General features: G+C 39.3%; 18 protein-coding genes and 1 pseudogene. 11 read left to right on the forward strand and 8 right to left on the reverse strand.

Annotated features, from left to right (window positions below; genetic code table 11):
* Positions 1–539 precede the first annotated feature (539 nt).
* The 4 genes from ADICYQ_RS21200 to ADICYQ_RS21215 form a co-directional block, all read right to left on the reverse strand.
* On the reverse strand, positions 540–824 hold the full coding sequence (locus ADICYQ_RS21200; RefSeq protein WP_020893841.1) for a helix-turn-helix domain-containing protein: 285 nt from the start codon (positions 822–824) through the stop codon (positions 540–542).
* Between the two features lie 2 nt (positions 825–826).
* Positions 827–1,126 carry a type II toxin-antitoxin system HigB family toxin gene (locus tag ADICYQ_RS21205; protein WP_020893842.1) on the reverse strand — a complete coding sequence of 100 codons (300 nt, stop codon included), beginning with the start codon at positions 1,124–1,126 and terminating at the stop codon, positions 827–829.
* 432 nt (positions 1,127–1,558) lie between these two features.
* Positions 1,559–2,920: a hypothetical protein gene (locus ADICYQ_RS21210; RefSeq protein WP_235114835.1), complete on the reverse strand. Its 1,362-nt coding sequence runs from the start codon at positions 2,918–2,920 to the stop codon at positions 1,559–1,561.
* Between the two features lie 3 nt (positions 2,921–2,923).
* Complete coding sequence (locus tag ADICYQ_RS21215) at positions 2,924–5,374, reverse strand: TonB-dependent receptor (protein ID WP_020893844.1); 2,451 nt, start codon at positions 5,372–5,374, stop codon at positions 2,924–2,926.
* Between the two features lie 433 nt (positions 5,375–5,807).
* On the opposite strand from ADICYQ_RS21215, the gene ADICYQ_RS21220 reads away from it, so the two are divergent.
* A complete protein-coding gene (locus ADICYQ_RS21220) occupies positions 5,808–6,779 on the forward strand; it encodes a c-type cytochrome (protein WP_235114837.1) in 972 nt (323 codons plus the stop codon).
* Positions 6,780–6,785: 6 nt separating this feature from the next.
* On the forward strand, positions 6,786–8,018 hold the full coding sequence (locus ADICYQ_RS21225) for a hypothetical protein (RefSeq protein WP_020893846.1): 1,233 nt from the start codon (positions 6,786–6,788) through the stop codon (positions 8,016–8,018).
* Between the two features lie 316 nt (positions 8,019–8,334).
* Here ADICYQ_RS21225 and ADICYQ_RS21230 read toward each other — a convergent pair whose 3' ends face one another.
* The 3 genes from ADICYQ_RS21230 to ADICYQ_RS21245 form a co-directional block, all read right to left on the reverse strand.
* Positions 8,335–10,365: an LruC domain-containing protein gene (locus ADICYQ_RS21230; protein WP_020893848.1), complete on the reverse strand. Its 2,031-nt coding sequence runs from the start codon at positions 10,363–10,365 to the stop codon at positions 8,335–8,337.
* Between the two features lie 559 nt (positions 10,366–10,924).
* Complete coding sequence (locus ADICYQ_RS21240) at positions 10,925–11,716, reverse strand: DUF6503 family protein (RefSeq protein ID WP_020893850.1); 792 nt, start codon at positions 11,714–11,716, stop codon at positions 10,925–10,927.
* A gap of 389 nt (positions 11,717–12,105) precedes the next feature.
* Complete coding sequence (locus ADICYQ_RS21245) at positions 12,106–12,852, reverse strand: TrmH family RNA methyltransferase (RefSeq protein WP_040417469.1); 747 nt, start codon at positions 12,850–12,852, stop codon at positions 12,106–12,108.
* A gap of 50 nt (positions 12,853–12,902) precedes the next feature.
* On the opposite strand from ADICYQ_RS21245, the gene tamL reads away from it, so the two are divergent.
* Genes tamL through ADICYQ_RS21260 form a run of 3 tightly spaced genes read left to right on the forward strand, consistent with a single transcriptional unit; the run spans position 12,903 to position 16,815 of the window.
* Entirely contained in the window at positions 12,903–15,287 is a 2,385-nt protein-coding gene (gene tamL, locus ADICYQ_RS21250) for a translocation and assembly module lipoprotein TamL (protein ID WP_020893854.1), read from the forward strand.
* A gap of 22 nt (positions 15,288–15,309) precedes the next feature.
* Positions 15,310–16,218, forward strand: coding sequence for an oxygen-dependent coproporphyrinogen oxidase (gene hemF, locus ADICYQ_RS21255; RefSeq protein ID WP_020893855.1), 909 nt, complete (start codon positions 15,310–15,312; stop codon positions 16,216–16,218).
* Between the two features lie 3 nt (positions 16,219–16,221).
* Positions 16,222–16,815, forward strand: coding sequence for a phosphatase PAP2 family protein (locus ADICYQ_RS21260; protein ID WP_020893856.1), 594 nt, complete (start codon positions 16,222–16,224; stop codon positions 16,813–16,815).
* Here ADICYQ_RS21260 and ADICYQ_RS21265 read toward each other — a convergent pair.
* A pseudogene (locus ADICYQ_RS21265) lies at positions 16,802–17,387 on the reverse strand (riboflavin synthase). The gene ADICYQ_RS21260 and the pseudogene ADICYQ_RS21265 sit on opposite strands and share 14 nt — an antisense overlap.
* Positions 17,388–17,661: 274 nt before the next feature.
* Here ADICYQ_RS21265 and ADICYQ_RS21270 point away from each other — a divergent pair.
* From ADICYQ_RS21270 to ADICYQ_RS21295, 6 genes are all read left to right on the forward strand, one after another.
* Positions 17,662–18,318 (forward strand): protein-L-isoaspartate(D-aspartate) O-methyltransferase, encoded by a 657-nt coding sequence (locus ADICYQ_RS21270; RefSeq protein WP_020893859.1) that lies wholly within the window; start codon positions 17,662–17,664, stop codon positions 18,316–18,318.
* An 11-nt stretch (positions 18,319–18,329) separates the two neighbouring features.
* Positions 18,330–18,869 carry an acyl-CoA thioesterase gene (locus ADICYQ_RS21275; RefSeq protein ID WP_040417478.1) on the forward strand — a complete coding sequence of 180 codons (540 nt, stop codon included), beginning with the start codon at positions 18,330–18,332 and terminating at the stop codon, positions 18,867–18,869.
* Positions 18,870–18,901: 32 nt separating this feature from the next.
* Positions 18,902–19,459: a hypothetical protein gene (locus ADICYQ_RS21280; RefSeq protein WP_020893861.1), complete on the forward strand. Its 558-nt coding sequence runs from the start codon at positions 18,902–18,904 to the stop codon at positions 19,457–19,459.
* A gap of 4 nt (positions 19,460–19,463) precedes the next feature.
* Positions 19,464–19,787, forward strand: a complete 324-nt coding sequence (locus ADICYQ_RS21285; RefSeq protein WP_020893862.1) for a DUF3817 domain-containing protein — start codon at positions 19,464–19,466, stop codon at positions 19,785–19,787.
* Positions 19,788–19,808: 21 nt separating this feature from the next.
* Positions 19,809–20,831, forward strand: coding sequence for a hypothetical protein (locus ADICYQ_RS21290; protein ID WP_020893863.1), 1,023 nt, complete (start codon positions 19,809–19,811; stop codon positions 20,829–20,831).
* A gap of 452 nt (positions 20,832–21,283) precedes the next feature.
* Positions 21,284–21,778 carry a Dps family protein gene (locus tag ADICYQ_RS21295; protein WP_020893864.1) on the forward strand — a complete coding sequence of 165 codons (495 nt, stop codon included), beginning with the start codon at positions 21,284–21,286 and terminating at the stop codon, positions 21,776–21,778.
* Positions 21,779–21,781: the final 3 nt, after the last annotated feature.

Genomic DNA, 21,781 nt, shown 5'->3' on the forward strand with positions numbered 1-21,781 from the left:
GCCAAAATCAATTGACGTTTATTTTCACAATTCCAGTGGCTGAGGCCACTGGCTATAATCATTTTCACCCCTAAAGGGGTTTTCGGCTGGCGTAAAGGTTAATGTGTGGTTTCGGTAAAAGGGCAGTGATTTTGTCAGTATTGTTGCCAAAAAAGCAACAATACCGCCAAAATCAAGATGTGTATAATCTTCCTTACCAAGGGCTGACACCCTTGGCTGATATATTACGCTCCGTTGGAGCTGGGGGTAGGTATTTGGACTTAATGTACGTTTTTGGTAAGACGTGGACGTTGTGATTTTGTCAGTATTGTTGCAAAAAAGAGCAACAATACCGCCAAAATCGATTGGTGTTTTATTCGGGTTTCCGTGGGTTGACACCGCACGGTTATTATTGTTGAAGCCCTACAGGCTTCTTCGGATACCACTGAATTGTCAGTAAAAATCATTACAGGAAAATAGATTTTTCAGGGTATATTAAGTTAGTAATATCTCTGCTGGTATTTTTAACTCCTTGTAAAGTGATTTAATCATTCCTAAGGTCAACTTTCTTTTTTATTAAGCACCTCACTAACTCTACTTTGACTGCCCAAATATTTCACCATATCCGAATTTGTCATTCCCATTTGCTCCATGCGAAATTTAATGGCATCAATTGGATCAGGTGGAGCAATAGGATAATGTTTCATTTCGTATGATTCAACTAAAGTCACCAATAAATCAAGCTCATCACCTTCTGGAGTGTCTTTTTTTGCTCCCCACAATTCTTCAATCCTACCTATGGCAGAATCATAATCTTGTTCTGTTTTAATTGGACGTATTTCCATAATCAAATCGTTTTTGCATCAATTTTATCATACTGCTTATGTGTCCCAATAAATCTTATGAAAATCACCTGGAATTCATAATCAATTGCAACTACTAATCTGTAATCATTGCCTTTTATATTAAAAACTACTCTTCCATCACCAACAATACTTGCGTTTTTATATTGTTTTTTTAATTCATTTGAGTTTTTCCAATCTGCAGTTTTAGCATCATGATACCAAGCTTTCAAGGAAATCTCAGAATCAGCGTATTCTGGGTTTTCGAAAAACGCTCTTATCGTTCTAAACGCGATGATTCTCATTGTGCAAATATACAAAAGCCAGTTGAATATCCCAAATTGGGATATTCAACTGGCCAATTGTTAGTTGTCTGTTTTACAACATGATACAATCTACAAATAAAGCGTACTTTTCATCTGACCCCTCTACTCTCAACTAAAATAACAAAAGAGATTTTGTCAGTATTGTTGCAGAAAAAAAGGCAACAATACCGCCAAAATCAAGATGTGTATAATCTTCCTTACCAAGGGCTGACACCCTTGGCTGATATATTACGCTCCGTTGGAGCTGGGGGTAGGTATTTGGACTTAATGTGCGTTTTTGGTAAGACGTGGACGTTGTGATTTTGTCCTTTGCCTCTTGTTGATTTTTTTGAGGTATTAAAATCCCAGGTAAAAAAAATCCCCTGCACTTCGTAAAGAGAATACAGGGGATTTTAAAAAGTTTAATATTTTCTAGAAGGTACCGATAAAGTGGTTCCCTGGTTTGTTGATTATTTTAGCTCCTATAGACACCTCATTGGTTTGGCTGTGAAGGATGTAAATATTTCCATCTTGTCCAAGTGGTGAGATAGGCAACAAAAGATCGTTTCCACTTACCAGGAAGCCCTGGAACTGGTTAAACCTTACATCAGGATCATTTGGTAAGCCCTGCACAATAGAAGCAGTCTTTTGTTTAAGGTCCATGCGTACAACATAGCCTTGGTCTTCTATACCATGACGGATCAAAGCATACCCAATGCCATTGCTAACATATTTCCAGGCATCCACATAAGTGTCTGCAAGCCCAAGTGCATCATCAAGACTCAAAGCATAAGTATTATCATATTCGTTATTAGAACCGATTCTCAAAATATGAGAGCCATTGCTATTTCTAGTGGTAGCCTGATAAATGTAGCCGTCATCAGCCAATTGGTTGACATTGCTTCTATAACCAGAACAGTCTCCGTCAGCTTGAGTTGAAGTTATTAATGTAGGGTTATCCAAAGAAGGGTAATCCACAACAAGGGTTTTTGTACCCAGTCTGTCCCATTCGGTTTCTGTCAAACCTGTAGCAGGATCATATTTACGCATCCATGTACCGATCAATAGTTTGTCTCCTGCCTGGTTTAAAACAGGGGCATCCAGTCTGAAGATAGCGTGCCCCGCAAGCTCTTCTTCTACTGATAAAGGAAGTTCGTAATTTTTGTAATTGGAGATAAGGGTCTCTTGTAAATCCAAATCCAATACGGTGGCAGTACCTCTGTAATACTGAAAATCAGCATTTTCATCTTCAACATTATTTGCTACTATATTTGCTACATTTACGGCAATACCTGTCTTGTCTCCATCATATAGTTTGCTCCACCTTGGTGAAGTTCCTGCATACTGAGAAATATTAACCGTTACATCTTCCTGAACAAAGTTTGCTCCTCCACGGATATCAAACTTGGCATATTCACCACCATTTTCACCAGAATAGGCAATGTTAAACAAAGTACCACCGTCCTCAGAAACTTGTAATCTTGCAGTACGGTTGGATTTTACGGGTTCGCCATCATCAAACACATCAAATTCCATTTCAGGATTAATGGCATCTTCATAGCTCATCGCATATATATTGGTTCCACCGTTTCCATCTCCAGGAACATCACCCATAAATGCACCTACCAAGGTCACCCATCGATCCGCTTCCAATTCTTCTTCTTCAGGAACCTCATTGTCATCCGTAACACATGCACCCATTGAAATCATCGCAAATGCTAAACTAAAAGCCAGCAACCTATTGCTTGTATTGATTTTTCTAAACATCGTAGTAATACGTCTATTATTAAACATTATCTATTTGAAATTTCCTATTGTATAATTGAACTTGACATAAAATGCTCTACCCGGCTTTTGCACGGCAAAATTGTCATAAACCTGTTTGTCAAACATATTTTTAAGGTCAAGACTTACCGCTAGTTTCCGATTTGGGAAAGTGTAGGTTGCGCCAATGTCATTGATGTATTGCCGGGGAGTTCTAAAGTCTTCTATTTCCAGCCAGGTGGTATAAAACCTTTCTACGTATCCAAAATAATGGGATAGCCTAAGCAAAGACCCATGACTGAGCACATTTTTAAATGTATAGTCCATTGAGCTGTTAATCGTGAAGAAGGGTTCATTTGGAATCTGTTGTTGATATTTCTCAAATACATTCCCATTGTTATCATACTTGGTATTAAATATCGAATTGAACTTAGAAACATTCGCAATGAACCTAAAGGAATCTCCATACGCATATTTCAACTGCCCTTCAAAACCAATAGATTTGGTTTTACCTAAATTTTCAAAGGCATTGGTCTGAACAGCATCATTGACTCTTGGGTTTATCTGTTGAATAATTTTGTCCTGAGTATCTCTGATAAAGCCTGTACCAGTAAAAGAAAAAGTATGCGACTGATGTTCAAAATCACCAAGTATAAAACCTAAATTCAGATTGTCACTCACTTCAGGTCTGATGCCAAGGTTTTGGACAATGTTTTCTCCCGGGCTACCAAAAATCTCATCCTCAGCTGGCATCCTAACTGCCTTTTCAGCTGATGCCATCAATACCAAAGGCTTGAACACCCTAAAGGAAAAAGCTGCACCATATCCACCGGTGTCACTTTTCCTGGTGACCCGATCCTCAATCCGTGTAGAAGTACCATTTTCCTCTACCAACAAAGGATCCATCTTTTCTATACCTTGCAAATAGTACTTACCAAAAACATTCCCTTTTAACCTTGACTGGAACAAATCAAGTTCATAAGAAAGGGAGGTGATGGACTTTTGAAGGTCACGGGTACCAATAAACTCTCGTTCTATGACACTTTTCATAAAATCCTGCTCATCCCTATCTAGTGTATAAAAGGTCTGCCCTACAAAAACCTTATGGTTTTCATTGATAGCATAGGAAGCACCTGCACGAAAAGTGGCGATATTTCGATTGATATGGTTTATGGTTGGTGCGCCTTGTTGTGCTCCTCCAGATGTTAGTAAAGGTTCGCCATCAAATCCAAGACTTATTTCATCAAACCAATTGTAATTCCACTTAACCGTATCGGTTACAACCTCATTGATTTTACTCAAAGAACCATTGAAAGTTAAGTCTAGCCCCTTAGTCAAAAAATCCTCTTTCACATAAGTCAATCCAAGCACATGTGACTGAGAAGTGGTGAATCGCCCTTTGTAGGGAATGGACATGTAAGTTCCATGCTGGATTTCGTTATAATCATCAGATCCAGTATAGCTTACAAAAAACTGATCTGCCCATTTCACGTTGGTAAATCCAAAATCAACCTTTCCTCCAATCGAACGATAAGCATCATTGAACCGCTTTGCCCTTACATAGTCATACCTTCCATTGGGAAGTATGTTTCTTACAAACTTTCCCCATACCTCATAATCATTGTCAGAAGAGTTGGAAAAGGCTGACACCTTGGTAGTAAAACCTGTATTCTCATCTCTATAAGCGGCACTCACGTTACTCTGAAGGGTATTAAAAGAACCATAAGACACTGAGGCTGAAAGATTGTTTACCATTCCCTTTTTCAAGATCACATTAATGGCACCACCCAAAGCATCATCCGCAAGGTGTGCTGGAATCACCCCTTTGTAGACTTCAATCCGCTCTATCATTGCTGGAGGAATACTGTTCAGACTGAAAGAGGATCCATAAGTAGAAACAGGAAGTCCGTCTATAAAAATCCGTACTGAATTTCCTGACATTCCATTCAAATTATAGTCTACCCGAGAGCCAATTCCACCATTTTGTCTTACACGAATTCCTGCAGTTCTATTCAGCAAATCATTGGTTTGTATGGATTGAAGTGCCGCCTGTTTTGTTTCTACCACTTCAACCGCAAAACCTGTGGTTTCTATTTCAGTCTTAACTGACTGTCCTTCCACAACAACCCCTTCAAGATCAGTCGTAGATGCTATCAATGAAAAATCAAGCTGTAATATGGTTTCTTCTTTATCAATGATTATCGTCTTGCTATGCTCTTCGTAGCCCATACTTGAGAGTAAAAGTTCAAAATTACCTTTTGGCACATTTGAAATTTGATAGCTTCCGTCTACAGCGGAAATGGAAGTAAACGAGCTGTCTTTTATCCTCACGATTACTCCAGGAATGGGATTGGATCCGGCGTCAAGAACCTTACCTTTAACCGTTGCAGCTTGTGAGGATTGAGCAAAAGAAAATAGGCTACATAAAAATAGAAAGGCAAGTACCCCCAATTGTCTTTCTAGTAAAAATAATAATTTTCTCATGCTTATTATTGAATTATTCTAAGGATAAATAAAACCCACCCCTTTAATTTTTTCTCGGATTTGTTTTAATCGCCGTTAAAACATCCGCGCTATTTAGACTTAGTCTAATCGAACACAATATTACAAAAAGGGATTTTTTATAGCAATACTTATTTAGATTAATTTTTAATAACAAGAAAGAATTTTCAAAAATCCGATACTAAGCTTAAATTTATTGGCATTAAAAAGTGCCTGAATGAGCATTCTACATGGTTTCACTTTGGAAATCTACCGCTGTGCATCAACAAAATTTTTAATGTGATACTAATCACCATTTAAGGAAGGGATAAAGAATATATTTGTAATTGGTTAAAAATAAAAATGTGAAAAACTCCCCAACCCCATCATTGGATTACTCCGCAGCCTATTTGGCTTGTCATTGGTTGTATTTATTTTGATCTCATTCATTGCTGCACTACTAGTAGTCAGCCAATTGGACATTCCATCTCCTCCTCAAGAGAAAAAGGAGATGGCTAAAGTAGAAACACCAAAAGAAGATTTCCGACTTATTAAAGAAGAAGGAATTTGGCAGGCCCCAGATTGGGCCAGCGTGGAACTAGCACCCAATGCGGCCCAAATTCGATACGGCAGAGAATTGGTCGCACATACCTCGGAATACCTTGGTCCTAAAGGAAAGGTACTTCAGATATCCAATGGGATGAATTGCCAAAATTGCCATTTAGAAGCTGGAACAGCCCCATTGGGTAATAATTTCAGCGGAGTTGCCGCCAACTATCCTAAGGTCAGGTCGCGATCTGGTCTTACCGAAGGCATACCCAAAAGAATTAACGATTGTTTTGAAAGGAGCCTCAATGGCCAGGGACTGGATCCGGAAGGCAAAGAGATGAAAGCCATGGTAGCCTATATGCAATGGCTAGGCAAGGATGTCCCAAAAGGGGAAAGGCCTTTGGGCGTTGGGCTGTACAGTGTACCTTTATTGGAACGCCCTGCAGACCCTATTCGGGGCAAGGCCGTCTATGACATGCAATGTTTCAGTTGCCATGGAACCGAAGGTCAGGGTTTAAAAGCCGCTTCCGGCACAGCCTACCTTTACCCTCCACTTTGGGGACCCGACAGTTATAACAATGGTGCAGGATTGTTCCGCTTGTCTAAGTTTTCCGGATATGTAAAAGCCAATATGCCCTTGGGAGCGACCTACGAAAGGCCACTGCTCAGTGATGTGGAAGCCTGGGACCTGGCTGCCTATGTCAATTCCCAGAGCAGACCTGCCAAAGATCTCTCGGAGGATTGGCCAGATTTCAGTAAAAAACCCATGGATCATCCTTTCGGCCCCTATTCCGATGATTTTTCGGAGGAAGAGCATAAATATGGTCCTTTCCAACCCATACTCGCTGTAAAACAATAGCGTAACATGAAAAAATTATTCACGCTTCTGATCGCTATTTTCTTATGGATACCGGTTTATGGGCAACAAGACACTACAATTTGGAAACCTGAATTGAGTGTTGGCCTTCGCTCCTATTTTATGCGTACTTCTTATTGGGAGGATTATAAAAATGACTATGCCTTGGGCCAAATGGCTAAAATAGCCCTTACTACCAAGTTGCCCTATCATTTTCAAATTAAAGCCGAATACCTGGGGTTTCTCAAGGTGTTTGGCTCAGACTTTAATGCACTGGATGAACGGGTACCAAATCTAAACCGATATGAGGTAGGGCTTTTTGATGTGAATCATTTGGATAGAACTATTTTTGGGAAAATTGGCAACCTCCACCTGGATTACTTGAAAGACAACTTTCAGGCAAGCTTGGGTCGGATGGAAATAAACACTTCATTTATCAATGCGCAGGATGGTCGCTTGAGCCCTACCTATGTAGAAGGCATACACTGGAATTTCCAGGTAAATCCCCAGGTCGCTATTTCCCACCACCTCATCACGGGAATTTCTCCCAGGTCTACAGGGAACTGGTTTAATCCTGGAGAAAGTATTGGCATGTATCCGATGGGTCGTGATGAAACGGGCCAGCCTTCCAACTATTTTGGCAATACCCGATCGGATTTTGTCCATATACTGGATGTAAAGCTAAACCTTAAACCAGCCTCTACACTGCTTTTAAACCACACCCTGGTAAACAACATTTACAGTACCTACCTGGCTCAATGGGACAAAAACTGGAAGTTGCCAAACAGTGCCTTGCAAGGGATCACAGGGCTTCAGGCTACTGTTCAACATGGCATAGGAAATGGCGGCAATGAAGATATTGCCCTGAGGTACAAAAACCCAGCAGATTTTCACTGGATACTAAGTGGCAGAATCGGGGTAAAATCTAAAAAGAGCTTATGGCATGTGAATTACACAAAAATGCAAGGAAACGGACGCTATTTAAGTCCCAGAGAATGGGGAAAAGACCCTTTCTATACCTTTATATCGAGAGAAAGAAATGAGGGACTCGGCCAGGTAGATGCCGTCACCACTTATTTTCAGCAAGCTTTTCCCGAAAAGGCCTTACAATTGTACACCTATTTTGGCTTGTATTTTCTTCCTGATCCAGCTGATGCAGAAAAAACAAATACGCCATGCCAAGCTATGCGCAGGCAAATCTTGGAGTACGCTACAATCCTAAAAAATGGATTGAAGGGTTAAACATGCATTTGATTCTAATGAATAAAACGGCTTTGGATCAGCAAAACCTACGCCCTGCCTGGGTTTACAATAAGGTAAACCTTTTCCACACCAACCTAATTCTGAATTACACCTTTCCCAGCAATTAACATTCGCCACCTTTAATCTGATATCCGGCAAATCCAGAACCTCATCTACCCCTACCTATAGCCATTGAAACCCTGGCCTCTCCAATCATAATAACGGAGCTCAGAACCCTACTTACTAATATAATAAACACACAAAAAGGCCTTCCCATAAAAATGGAAAGGCCTTTTGTTAATGTCACTATTTTGTTTTACTTTTTATAAATGGCTTCTGAGTTTACCTGTCCATCAGTATCCAGGTACCAGTCCAGATAAGACATTCCACCAGATTTTGCCCACTCAGCAAACCTGCTGTATGCTTTTGTGAAATCCACTTTTTCCTGTGTATAAGAAATACTTTGAGGAATATGAAGCGCCCAGTTGAACCCATTATTGCTGGTGAAATATTTACCTTCACCGATAGCACTGATATCATCAGCTGTATTGAACCACTCTGTATCCATCAGATCTGTTGGTTGTTTGTTCATAAGGTGAACTTCTCTACCTCTTTCCTGATTGATAATCATAAATGGATTATAAGGTGCAGCACCCAGATCAGCTTTCCTTACTGATTCTTTGAAAACGATTTTAACTACTATTGTATCCGCCTCATGTTGTGCATTTCCAGCATTGACATTGGCCATGATCGGCAATTTATCATTTACATCATCCATAATGATCACGGTGGCCAATTTCTGTCCTTGCTCTACACCACTTGATAAAGTTTTGATAGTTCCAGTTTTCAACCTGGTACCCTCTACACTCAAAACCTGATCTGAAGACACGCCTAACTGTATGCCGAACCCGTTGCGGTAGCCAGCACCTGTGGCACGCACTACTGTAATCAACTCAATCTCCTTGATACGGTTATTCGCATTTGATATTTCATTGATATTATAGTCTAGCACCAAATCATTCAAGTCATAGTCACCAAAGCTTGGCCACAAGTCTTCAAATAACAAGGTTCCAAAGGTATTTTCTCCTAGAGAATAGTTATTAAAAGCCCTTTCAGCATCTTCAGGATATTCATCCTGGCTGTCTGCAACGCCATCACCGTCTTTGTCCTTCTCATCGGAATCTATAGGGACGTAGTCAGATAAATCTACACTAGTAATTGGATTCCATGAAGCATAAAACATTACATCATTAAAGTCATGGTCACATCCGCTATAGTCCCTGCGAATGTCTTCCCAACCCATTAGGAGTATTTGCTCTGTGGCATCATACAAAAACACCATTTGATCCCTTACTGCCTCTTTTTTGTTATTGGTATTTAAGTCTTTATCTGCATAAAAAACACCGTTACCATAACCTAGGCCACCTTGCCATCCGTTTGAAATCAAAAACCAACCGATATAAGTATCTTTCTCAAACGCACCATCTTTGGGGCCTGTTAATTTCACTTTGTCGCCAGGGCTTAATACACCCGCCTGAGCATTTGGAAAAATGATGGTTTTGTTCTTGATATCTGCAGCCGTTTTAGGTGCTTCCCCATCTTTGTACCAATAGTAACCAATGGCATTTCGATAACTTCCGCCTGTATGTACATAAGTCACCCATACTTCAGCGTCTTCACTTACAAACAATTCTCTTTTGTATTTCTCGCTTAAAGCTTCAGGATTTGATGTTCTAATATCCTTTCTTTCTGGAAGACTTGAATTGATATTCTTCAACAACTGCTCAGAAATTTTATCTGCTTCTACCAAGTATTCAGGTTTGCCATTGCTCTTCCAAGACCCAAGCATCAGAAAGTCATCATTGATGGAAGCCGTTTTTGCATTTATATTCTCTTGATCAGTAGAAAAATATTCATCAGGTAAAATACTAGGATTGGCAGCATCATAATGATAGTTTACCCGTCCTCCTGAAACTGGCACGATGGCCATAGGCTCTACACCTATATATTCAGATGTCACAAATACCTGTTTTAAATAGCTTGGAAGATCTAATGAAATCGTAGCACTTCCCTGCTCATCTAAACGAACAGTTTGCAATAACTTCCCTTCTTTCTGAGGGTTGCCATTGTAAATTTTATATACCACATTTGATATCGGTGTTTTATCCCTGCTTACAGCAGAAAGATTAAAATCAACTGAAGTAGTAGTAGAAAAATCAAAATTCTCCGGGATATTCACTCCAAGATTATTATCCTGAATTACTGTTTCAGAGATTTCATTGATAGGATCGCAGGCAAATAATGTTGCCACAATTCCAAAGACCAGAAATAAGCTATTATTTTTCATATCTATTTAGTTTTAAAAATTTCTCTTTTCGAATGATACAAAAGTATATATAATAGTAAACGCACAGGGATAAACTCGTTAGACAGCGCTTTTCCATAGGTAAAATCATTCTTTCAGAAGGTGAATTGATTTCTCCCTATTTTTAGATTTAACCTGAATTAGGTATAAGCATTCTATTGCATGGGGGAGCCGCAAATAAAATTCATGACCAAGTCTATAAGACCGCTATGGACAAAAGCAGTGGCCTATCTGTTAAAGCCTGAGGAATGCAATTTGACAAAAGATAAATTTAGGCAGGCAATAAAAATGTTACGAAATGAAACAGCCCCTAACCCGCTTAACAACTACAAGTTAACTATAAGTAAGGCTACCTCTCTGCTGCTCAAATTGGGCTGGAAGCTACTGTATTGTCTGAGGTTTGAACGTTCAGGAATCAATTTGCTAGCCTCTTGAGGCAGGTAGAAAGCTAGAACTACAGGCATAAAAAAACCAGCCTGGAATTCTCCCCAAGCTGGTTTAGATCTGAAAAACTCATCCCGTTTTCAGCAAGCATTGATTATTATTTTTTATCTTCTGCTACAACAGCATTGGCTGGTATAGAATAAAAACCTTCTGGTTTGGCCTCTTTGGATAAACTAATATTGTTAAAATTAACCCTGCTCCTTTCCTCTCCTACAACTCCTTCTTCAACAGTATACCAGGCGATCTCGGTGGGCAGTAGCACTCCGTCCACTTCTGCCCATTTATCATAACTGATAAAGTTGGCTGATTCAGGCTTTTTATCAGTTCCAAAGGTTGCTTTATAGGCAAGCCAGGCCATCTTGTATGTTTCAGTGTCATAGTAAAGGTAGTATTCATCGCTAGCTGAGTCACCGACACCAGAATTAAAAGTGACCTTTATGCCACTGTAATTTTCACCCAATATCTCCTTGTCCTCTGTTTTTTCATAATTCAAACCAGGATCTGCAAGTACAAATGGCATGGCATAAAAATAGAACATGAGGTTGTGTCTAAAAAGAGGATTCCCTTTGTATTCCCCTTCTTTGTTTAAGGCCCAGGCTTTTTCGCCATCAAAACCAATCTCATAATCAGAAGTGATCGTTTTGTCCATTCGACGGTGCAAATCAATAATTTGTTGTTCACCTTCGCCAGGTTTACCGATCTCGTACATCAATGTCTTTTCCTTTTTCCACTGCTCGATACCGCCATGCGCTTCAAGGACTTTTGCAAAATCCGAAGGATAATCGCTTATGGAAACTTCCTGATTTGAAGCGTCCTGGGACTGGTTTTGAGATTTTTCCTGACAGGCCGTAAAGGCAAACAGGAGACCCAGTATAAATAACTTGTTCATAACTTCTAGTTTGGTTTTTATTTATTCGATGTGTTTTGAATTCAGTATAAAATCAGCGGTCTTGGGTTCGGACTTTGGCCTAAATGTTGTATTGCTATTCTGCCTGGATCTCCTGGCTTTGGAAGGTTTATAATTATTGCTGTTTACCAATTTAGTGCAACAGGTTCCTTTTAAACAATTAAAGTTAATTTTACACCGTGCAGTTTTCTTTCACACCACTGTTGTGAAAAAAATTCACTCTTCAACCCTAAACCTGGTGAAAAATGATATATCTGAAAAGAAATAATCCGATCAATTTGGGGTTATTGGTCTTACGGTAAATCAATAGGTTTGGTTTAAAAAAATAAATAAGTCTAAGCAAATAGTGATTTCATTGCCAATCAAATTAGTTATAGCATAATTCGCCTCAAATTATCACAAAGGACAGCAGTGGCAATGGCAACATTTAAAGATTCGGCCTTACCAAATGCAGGAATCGTCAATTTCTTTGTCACAATGCTTTCAAGCTCAGAAGAAATGCCATTGGATTCATTCCCCATAAGCAAAACCCCTTCAGCAGTTCCCTTGAGCTCGTGCACATTCATTCCTTCTAAAAAAGCCCCATAGATAGGGAGGCCTGAACCCTCGAGTTTTTTCACCAAATCCACATATTCAAAATTCATTCTGGTAAAAGACCCCATGCTGGCATTCAATACTTTAGGATTGTAAATGTCCGCTGTATTGGTTGACAGCAGCAATTTACTTATGCCATACCAATCTGCAATTCGAATAATTGTACCCAAATTCCCAGGATCTCTTATGTCATCCAAAGCAAGTATCAATTGCCCTTTCTCTAATTCCAACGATCTATTTTCCTTTATTTCTGCCACTGCCAAAGCTTGGTCATTGGTAGAAAAAGTACCCAATGATTCAAGTTCTTTAGGCTTCAATAGAATTTTAGTACCTGAAAAGCTGCTGAGCAGGGATTCATTTTCTTCCTGGTACTTTTCTGTACAAAGCAAATGACTTACAGTGAAATTTGAAAGCAACAATTCCGTTACATTCTTGGCTCCTTCCACAAAAAAAGCACGTTCTTGCTTACGGAATTTTTTCTGGTGCAAGGATTTAATAAACTTAACTGTATTTTTGCTTAGCATTAGTCATGAGTGTAGTTGTGAAGAAGACCAAATATATAAATTTTCTTTTTTTGATCCATTTATTGTGGAGTTGTTCCTTAACCAAAGGACTCCATGAGAATGAGCTATTGCTAACAGATGTAAATACTCAGGGCATTGACAAAAGTAATGCTGAAGCACTTAAAGATCTTATTCAGCAAAAACCTAATACCCGAATTCCCCTACTAAATATTTCACCAGGGGTAATGGTTTACAATTTGGGTAATGCATTTTATGACAGCAGCAAGCTTGCCACAAAGCAATTCCAAACCAAACAGGTACTTCAAGAAACGGCAGAAAAAATTCGTCAGGGAAATACTTCAGGAAAAGTACAAAAAAGGTACAATAAGCTAAGCAGCAAGGTAAATAACCTGGAGAAAAAGCTGGAATATGGCAATTGGTTTATGCGAACCGGTAACCCCAAAGTGATCCTGGACAGTGCCAAAACTGCCTCCTCCAAGCAGCAGATGTCTATTTATCTGCAAAACAATGGCTTTTTTGATGCAACGGTGGACACAGAAATTGAAAGCAAGGCAAAAAAGGCGAAAGTCACCTATTTCATAGCAGAAAAAAGTCCCTATAAAATTGACAGTTTGATCAATACAACGTCTGACACTGTTTTAAATGAACTTTTAAAAACACACCACAGACATTCCTTACTAAAAAAAGGAGCCCGATACAGCCAGTCCAATGTAACGAACGAAAGGCAAAGAATTGAGGATTTACTAAAAGCCAATGGTTATTATACTTTTGCAAAATCCTTTATAGAATACAATGTATACAAGGACACCCTTGAAAAACATGTGGTAATCGAACAGCTCATCAAAAAGCCAAAGTCAGGAGAAAATCATCAAATTTACACGATTGACTCCATCACTTTTTCGATAGCACCTCCAAATGAGCTTATTCCAGACAATCAGGTAACAACCACCTGGAAAGACATTCGGTTTTCGATGTATCAGGACAAGTATTCAGAAAAAATAATCAGCTCCAGGATTTTTCAACAAAAAGGAGAACGCTATAATAAAAACGCCGTCATAGAAACTCAGCGTCAACTGGCTAATCTGGATATGTTTCGGTTTGTTAATATATCTTTTGACACCTTGGGAAATAGTATCACAACAAAAATTTTCACCAGACCCAACCAAAAATTTCAGATTACCAACCAATTGGGTGCGAGTGTAACAGAACAGCTTCCAGGGCCTTTCTTCAGTCATTCCCTTCGTAATAGAAATATATTTAAAGGCTTAGAAATTTTTGAATTTAATTTCAGGGCTGGGCTAGAAGGGGTAGCTTCCGCCACTACTGAAGGGGGTGTTTATAGGAGTCGTGAATTGTCTACCTCTGCCTCCATTCTATTTCCTCAGTTTTTAATACCCTTCAATTTTGGCACTCTGGAAAAATTCGGCCGATACAATCCCAGAACCCGAACCTTACTTGGGTACAGCTACGTCAATCGACCTGAATATGTGAGGGAAGCTTTGAATACTATTTTGGCTTATACCTGGGCCACCAGAAATTTAAAGCAACAGTTTACCTTTAGCCTGCTTGACGCCAATCTTATTCGATCCTCCTTAGATTCATTGTTTCAGGTACGTCTGGAAGAAATTCAAGACCAAGGGAATAACCTGATTAACTCGTTCCTACCTTCTTATGTAAGTAGTATTTCGGGACAGGTTATCATCAATTTTAACCAGTACGGACTATTCCAGAAAAAGGAGGCGTCACTTTGGAGACTATTCGCCGAGAGTGGTGGTACTACGTTCAATTGGATAGATCCTAAACGTATTGGGGATAAAGATTTGAATTACTTTCAGTTTTTAAAATTCCAATCTGATTTCAGGAAATACATTCCTTTGAGCCATAAAAGCACCTTTGCTTATCGCTTAAACCTTGGATTGGCTAAGCCTTATGGGATTAGTGGTGGTGTTTTGCCCTATGAGAAGTATTTCTTCGCAGGTGGAAGCACAAGCATCAGGGCCTGGCAACCACGTAGGCTCGGGCCTGGTAGTTTCACTCCTGAAACAAATGAAGATGGAACCTTCGATTATCGATTTGAGCAACCTGGAGAGATTTTATTTGAAGCAATGTTCGAATACCGGAGAAAATTATTTGGCTATTTCGACGGTGCTATTTTTGTAGATGCCGGTAATACCTGGACCTTTGCAGTGGATCCTTCACGAGAAGGCGCCGAATTTAAAGCCAACCGATTTTATAAGGAAATCGCAATAGGAACAGGCATAGGCTTGAGAATGGATTTTGAATTTTTGGTATTAAGACTAGACATGGGCATCAAGGCTTACGACCCTGCCAGACCCGAAAATGAAAGGTTTATTCTAGATAAACTTTCCCTAAAAAACCCTTTGGGAGAGAGCGGACAACAAGTATTTAACATAGGAATAGGTTATCCTTTTTAACACCCATAACTACCCTGTTAACATGGAAAAAGAGAACAAAGAGATTATAGCGGAAAGATTCCGTAAGATACAGCAACATATATGTGAGGCTTTAGAAAAAGGCGATGGTGTAGGCAAATTTGAAACCGATAACTGGGAACGGAGCCAAGGGGGTGGTGGTGCCACTAAAGTACTGGTCGATGGTCAGGTTATCGCTAAAGGTGGAGTAGCTTTTTCTGCAGTACACGGCCCTACCCCAGAAAAAATCCTAAAAAAGTTAGCCCTGGAGGAAGCTGATTTTTTTGCTACTGGCGTTTCTATTGTTATTCATCCCAAGAACCCCATGGTACCTATTATTCACATGAATATCAGGTACTTTGAAATGAGCAATGGCACCTATTGGTTTGGAGGAGGCATAGACCTGACCCCACATTATGTAGACCCAAAAGATGCGCAATATTTTCATAAGCAGCTTAAAGCTCACTGTGACACCTTTGATGCTTCCTTTTATGATAAGTTTAAAAAGTGGGCTGATGATTATTTTTACATACCCCATAGAGAGGAAACAAGAGGGATTGGAGGTATTTTTTTTGACAGGCTTACCTCCAATGACAAAATGTCCTTCGATGAATTACTCTCTTTTGTTGAAGGGGTAGGCTTTTTATTCCCTAAAGTCTATTGCCACTTTATGGCAAAAAACCACAAACTGCCTTATGGCGAGCAAGAACTCAATTGGCAGGCATTGAGACGAGGCCGATATGTTGAATTTAACTTGGTTTGGGATGCTGGGACCAAGTTTGGGCTGGACACGAATGGCAGAACTGAAAGTATATTAATGAGTATGCCTCCTATGGCAAACTGGGTATACAATCAAGTGCCGGAAGCCGGAAGTAAGGAATCAGAAACCCTGCAGTTATTAAAAAAAGACATTAACTGGGTTAAAGAAGCATAACGAATGATCGAAAGTATTGTACACTGGGATGAACAGCTATTTCTTTTTTTAAACCAAATTCATGCCTCTTGGCTGGATACACTAATGTTGGCCATTACCGGTAAGTACATTTGGATACCATTATATGTATTCCTTTTGTACCTCATTTTTAGAGAATACAAAAGCAGTGGCATTTGGTACCTTGTAGGGTTGATATTGGTGATTTTGATGGCAGATCAATTGACTTCTGGTTTTATGAAACCCTATTTTGAAAGGTTACGCCCTTGCCACGATCCACGCTGGCAAGACATCATCTTAAATTATTCCGGATGTGGTGGCAGGTACGGTTTTGCATCCTCCCATGCTGCAAATACTTTTGCCTTGGCAGCATTCCTTTATAAGGTAGGGAAAAGTAGAATTCCAGGGTTTCGCTGGTTATTTCTATGGGCAGCTATCGTCTCCTATTCCAGGATTTATCTTGGTGTACACTACCCCCTAGATATTCTCGTAGGTGCATTGATAGGCATACTTATCGGTTTTTTGGTCTATTGGTGCACTGTCAAAGTAAAAACACTTTGGGAAAACAGGGCAAGCAACCATGGCCTCAATACCCCTTGAGTACCCTATGAATGTACTTTCCTATAATGTCAAACTCAAGGTTAACCATATCTCCAGGCTGTAATAAGTGAAAATTTGTGTTTTCATATGTATAGGGTATGATAGCGACACTGAAAAGGCCCTCTTTGGAATCAAAGCAAGTCAGGCTGGTACCATTGACACAAATTGATCCTTTTTCTACCGTAACGTTTCCAATTTGGGCATCATAAGAAAGGTAAAACCCAGCTTCCATCTACTGAATCAACTGAAAGCAATTCTCCTGTTTGGTCCACATGTCCCTGTACAATATGGCCGTCAAATCGACCATCTGCTGCCATGCACCTTTCCAAATTCACTAAATCACCTTCCTTTAGTTTCCCAAGGTTGGTTTTTTGAAGCGTTTCATCTATCGCCGTCACCCTATATTCATTGGCATTAACAGCTACCACTGTTAAACAAACGCCATTGTGACTCAGGGATTGGTCTATTTTCAGCGCTGATGCAAGGGTGCTTGTGACATCAAAGTGGATATTGCTTCCTTCTTTCGTTATGCCCTTGATTTTACCTAATGATTCGATAATTCCTGTAAACATATTCTTATTTCTTTCGTGAACCTTAAAAACGAATGCCCTTTCAATTGACTTAAAGAGGGTTCCTCACCTTGTTCATTCCATTATATCCTAACAGCACTTTGTTTTGGTATCCAAGCCAATTGGTTTTAATGCGATATCAACCCCTGCTTAATGCCGATTTGTAAAATCTGAACTAAACTTGAATACCCAAGGATAAATTCCTGTTTCAATGACAAAGTAAGGCATTTTTAGCATTAACTTAGCAATTCAATCAGTATATGACACGCTCAAAACAATGTTAAAACTGGAAGACAGCTACTTACATAAAGGCAAACGAAGAGAGTTAATAAAAACATTGCGAAACAAAGGCATAAGCAATGAGGCAATCCTGGAGGCTATCAATAATGTCCCCAGGCATTTCTTTTTTGATTCCGCCCTACTCAGCCATGCCTATGAGGACAAAGCATTCCCTATAGGTGAAGGCCAAACCATTTCCCAACCCTACACAGTTGCCTTTCAAAGTGAACTCTTAAACATTGCACCCGGAGAAAAAGTACTTGAAATAGGTACAGGTTCTGGATATCAGGCAGGGATTTTGTACTGTCTTGGTGCAAAGCTTCACACCATAGAATTCAATAAGGTATTGTACGAAAGGACGAAAAGATTTTTACCTAAAATAGGTGTAAAAGTTAAACATTATCATGGAGATGGTAGTCTGGGATTAGCAGAGCAGGCTCCATTTGATAAAATTATAGTGACAGCAGGTGCCCCGGTGGTGCCCAAAGCATTGTTGCAACAGTTAAATATTGGTGGGGTATTGGTTATTCCAGTCGGAGACCGAAAAAAGCAACAAATGCTAAAACTCACGAAACAAACCAATAAAAAGATTTTAAAAGAGACCTTTGACAACTTTTCATTTGTCCCTCTGTTGGGAGATGAAGGTTGGGAATAAACGCAAGGCTTATGAAAGATACACACAAGCATGTTAAGGATTCGGAGGTCATCAAGACAGAGATGGTATTGCCGAATGATACCAACACATTGAACAATCTAATGGGTGGGAAATTAATGCATTGGATGGATGTGGTAGCTGCCATATCTGCACAACGGCATTCCAACTCCATCGTAGTGACTGCCTCAGTGGATAATATATCCTTTAAAAGCCCTATTGCCCTAGGCAATGTAGTCACCCTACATGCTCAGGTTACCAGGGCTTTCAATACCTCCATGGAAGTTTACATAGAAGTAATTGCAGAAGACATTCCCGCCAATAGGAAGTATTCCTCTCACAAAGCATTTTTCACCTTTGTGGCTGTAGACTGTGATGGAAAGCCAGCAAAGGTACCAGAACTAATTCCTTTGAATGAGCAAGAAGAGGAGCTCTATAAAGGTGCTTTAAGGCGAAGGCAATTGAGGCTAATATTAGCTAAAAGAATGAACCCACAAGATGCAACGGAATTAAAATCACTTTTTGACTTAGAAGGGATCGGTCAAAAGGAATAGTTTTTGTAATTTGATATGAATATTCCTATAATATGAATTTAAAAGAACTGTCTTTATTTCTAACTGATGAGCTCTTTGTGATCAAAGGAGAAGTCAACGAAAAACTTGCCGTCAATAAAATGGCGTCGAGATTGGATTTGAATACCTCAACAGATCCAATTGTAGCGAGTGAACCTGATTTGCAGCCTACAGCAATAGAGCACGATCCTGAACCAATCCCTTATGAAGGAGGATTTCAAAAATCAATTCTGGTAATTTATGAGGGAGAAGAATTAAAAGAAAGCAACAGAGCATTTCTACTCAAAGTATTCAGTGCTGTAAACCTTTCGCTAAAGGACATTGCATTGATGTCAGAGCATTCGTTAAAAGGCAGTAATGAAGACCCTCTGGAGCAATTAAACCCAGACAAGCTGATTATTTTCGGAACCATTTACCATCACTTGATGCGTCTGAAAAAAGACAATTACCACATCACACAAGAATCCCTGGATTATTTCTTTGCGGATGATTTGGATGGATTAGAAAAAAATGTATCTCTGAAAAGAAAACTATGGGATACCCTACAAGTATTTTTCAATATTAAACAATAGTAAAATGACAAATGAAGAGCGATTAGGCATCTTACACCGATTTAGAATCGTAAGTATTACAGAAGGTATCTCCATGTTGGTATTGGTTTTCATTGCAATGCCTTTGAAATACATTTTCGATTTACCAACAATGGTTACCTATGTAGGATGGATTCATGGGGTCCTTTTTGTTGTGTATATATTAGTCATGTTCCCTACTTCCCGAAAATTAAGATGGCCTTTCAGGATTGCTTTGATGGGGCTGATTGCCTCCATTCTTCCCTTCGGTCCTTTCTTATTTGACAGAAAACTAAGAAAACAAGAACATATAATAGAAGACAAAATGTAATGGCCATCTAAAAGGTTAAATATGGCAGTCATCAGCAAAAAAAAGATCGTTTACCCCATAAGTGAAAACTTGAGGAAATACCTGGTCAAATATGGCCGTGAGGTGGATATCCCTATTCACTATAAGGAATTGCTCAGGTACACTAACTCCATTGCTCTCTATGACTATAAAGACAATGACACCTTATGGGAAACGGTATTTTACGATGAATCCGACCGAAATGAGATCCATTACAAAGTAAAGAAGATTTACGCCTTGCTAAAAGCAGATGGTGACATGACTGTCATGCAGCACCTATATGTGGACAGAATAGACCTCTGCACCTATGGCAACACCCAACCTTTTAGGGTAAGGATTGTCAACCGCATCAATGATAATTTTGATTATTTCTATATCAAAAATGCCGATGCTTCGAGGGTTTACGGCCTGGGATTAGAGCATCTATTGTCACCCAATAGAATTGGCTATCTGGTATATAGGGACACCCTTATTGAAGAGCATATTGCAGGGATTCCCGGAGAGCAATTTATGAAACAACAGCTTCATGATCCTTTGCTAAATCCTATCAGGTTGTCAAAAGAATTTGTAAAGTTCAACGAACGGTGCTTTGTGCGTTTGTTGGGAGACATGCATTCTTCGAATTTTGTAATAGATGTAACTCCAGATTTTGAAGAAACGCACTACAGGATCCGTTCTATCGACTTTGACCAACAGTCCTATGAAGGTAAAAAGTCTATTTATTTACCCCAATTCTTTAAACAAAACAATGCGCTCATTCAATTAGGTATCAAGCATATCACCAAGGAATCCATGGCGCAATACCAGAAAGAGGAGCGAGCATTGATAGCTACCAGACTTACCAGTTCACCAAAAGAAATTACGGATATTCTGAATAGCATGGAAAAGGATGTTCTTTCCAAAGATTCAAATATAGAAACCCTTAAAAATGAATTGGCCAGACACTATAATAACCCAGCATTTCTCGGTTGTAAGAACATGGGTGGGATTTTGCGAATGAGCCTGAATCAATTAATTCACAAGTAATAGCAAATGGGGTTTTCATCCTTCTTGCCCCTACTTTTGCTTATCCTTTATAGTTTTACAATTCAATTTTCAAGTAGATAGGCATGCTGTTTTTGCCCAGTTAAGCCCAAAAATCCCAACTGGTTTTCTATTTCCTGGTAAAACCATTCCAAAGACAGCCCTGTCATCCTTTTTTCAGCATCACTATAGCCATTCTTTGATTAAGCCTTCAATTTAGGATAGTTACCTAATGATCACTCCCTACTTTGAGAAAACCGTTTAATTCTAATGAAAAAACCGAGCTAGAGAACTCCTTCTCTCACAAAAGCCGATGGACATTTAAGAAGCATAGCAGAAAAATAATTTCTGAAATAAATTACAATTTACCAAGGAAATATACCCTGATTGGCATAGTTTATGGACATATATGTACCTACAACATTGAATTATTTTATAAAGTAAAATTGTATATTATGAGCGCTAAATCAGAAAAAAGAGTTTTTAAAAAACTAGGATACAACAAAGACGAATCCGAAAAAATAGTGGCTTCATTGAACCAACTTTTAGCCAATTATCACGTCCATTACCAAAAATTAAGGAATTTTCATTGGAATGTTACAGGAGGTGACTTTTTTGATCTTCATGAGAAATTTGAGGAACTCTATACTGAGTCATTTGCAAACATAGACCTTATCGCTGAGCGAATCAGGGTATTTGGAATGACGCCATACAGTCTTATGAAAGACTATCTCGAGAAAGCCGATATAAAAGAGGTTGGTACAGATTTGAGCTCTAGAGAAATGGTTGAAGAAGTGCTAAGAGATTTTCAATCATTGGTAGACAGCATGGATGTCTGTGCAGTTAAAGTTGCTGATTTGGGTGACAAGGCTACTGAGGATATGCTCGTTGCATTTATCAAAAGTTTAGAGTTACACCACTGGATGCTCTCATCCTTTTTAAAAGAATAAAAA

Origin of the sequence: Cyclobacterium qasimii M12-11B (genome assembly GCF_000427295.1) — a bacterium.
Classification (GTDB): Bacteria; Bacteroidota; Bacteroidia; order Cytophagales; family Cyclobacteriaceae; genus Cyclobacterium; species Cyclobacterium qasimii.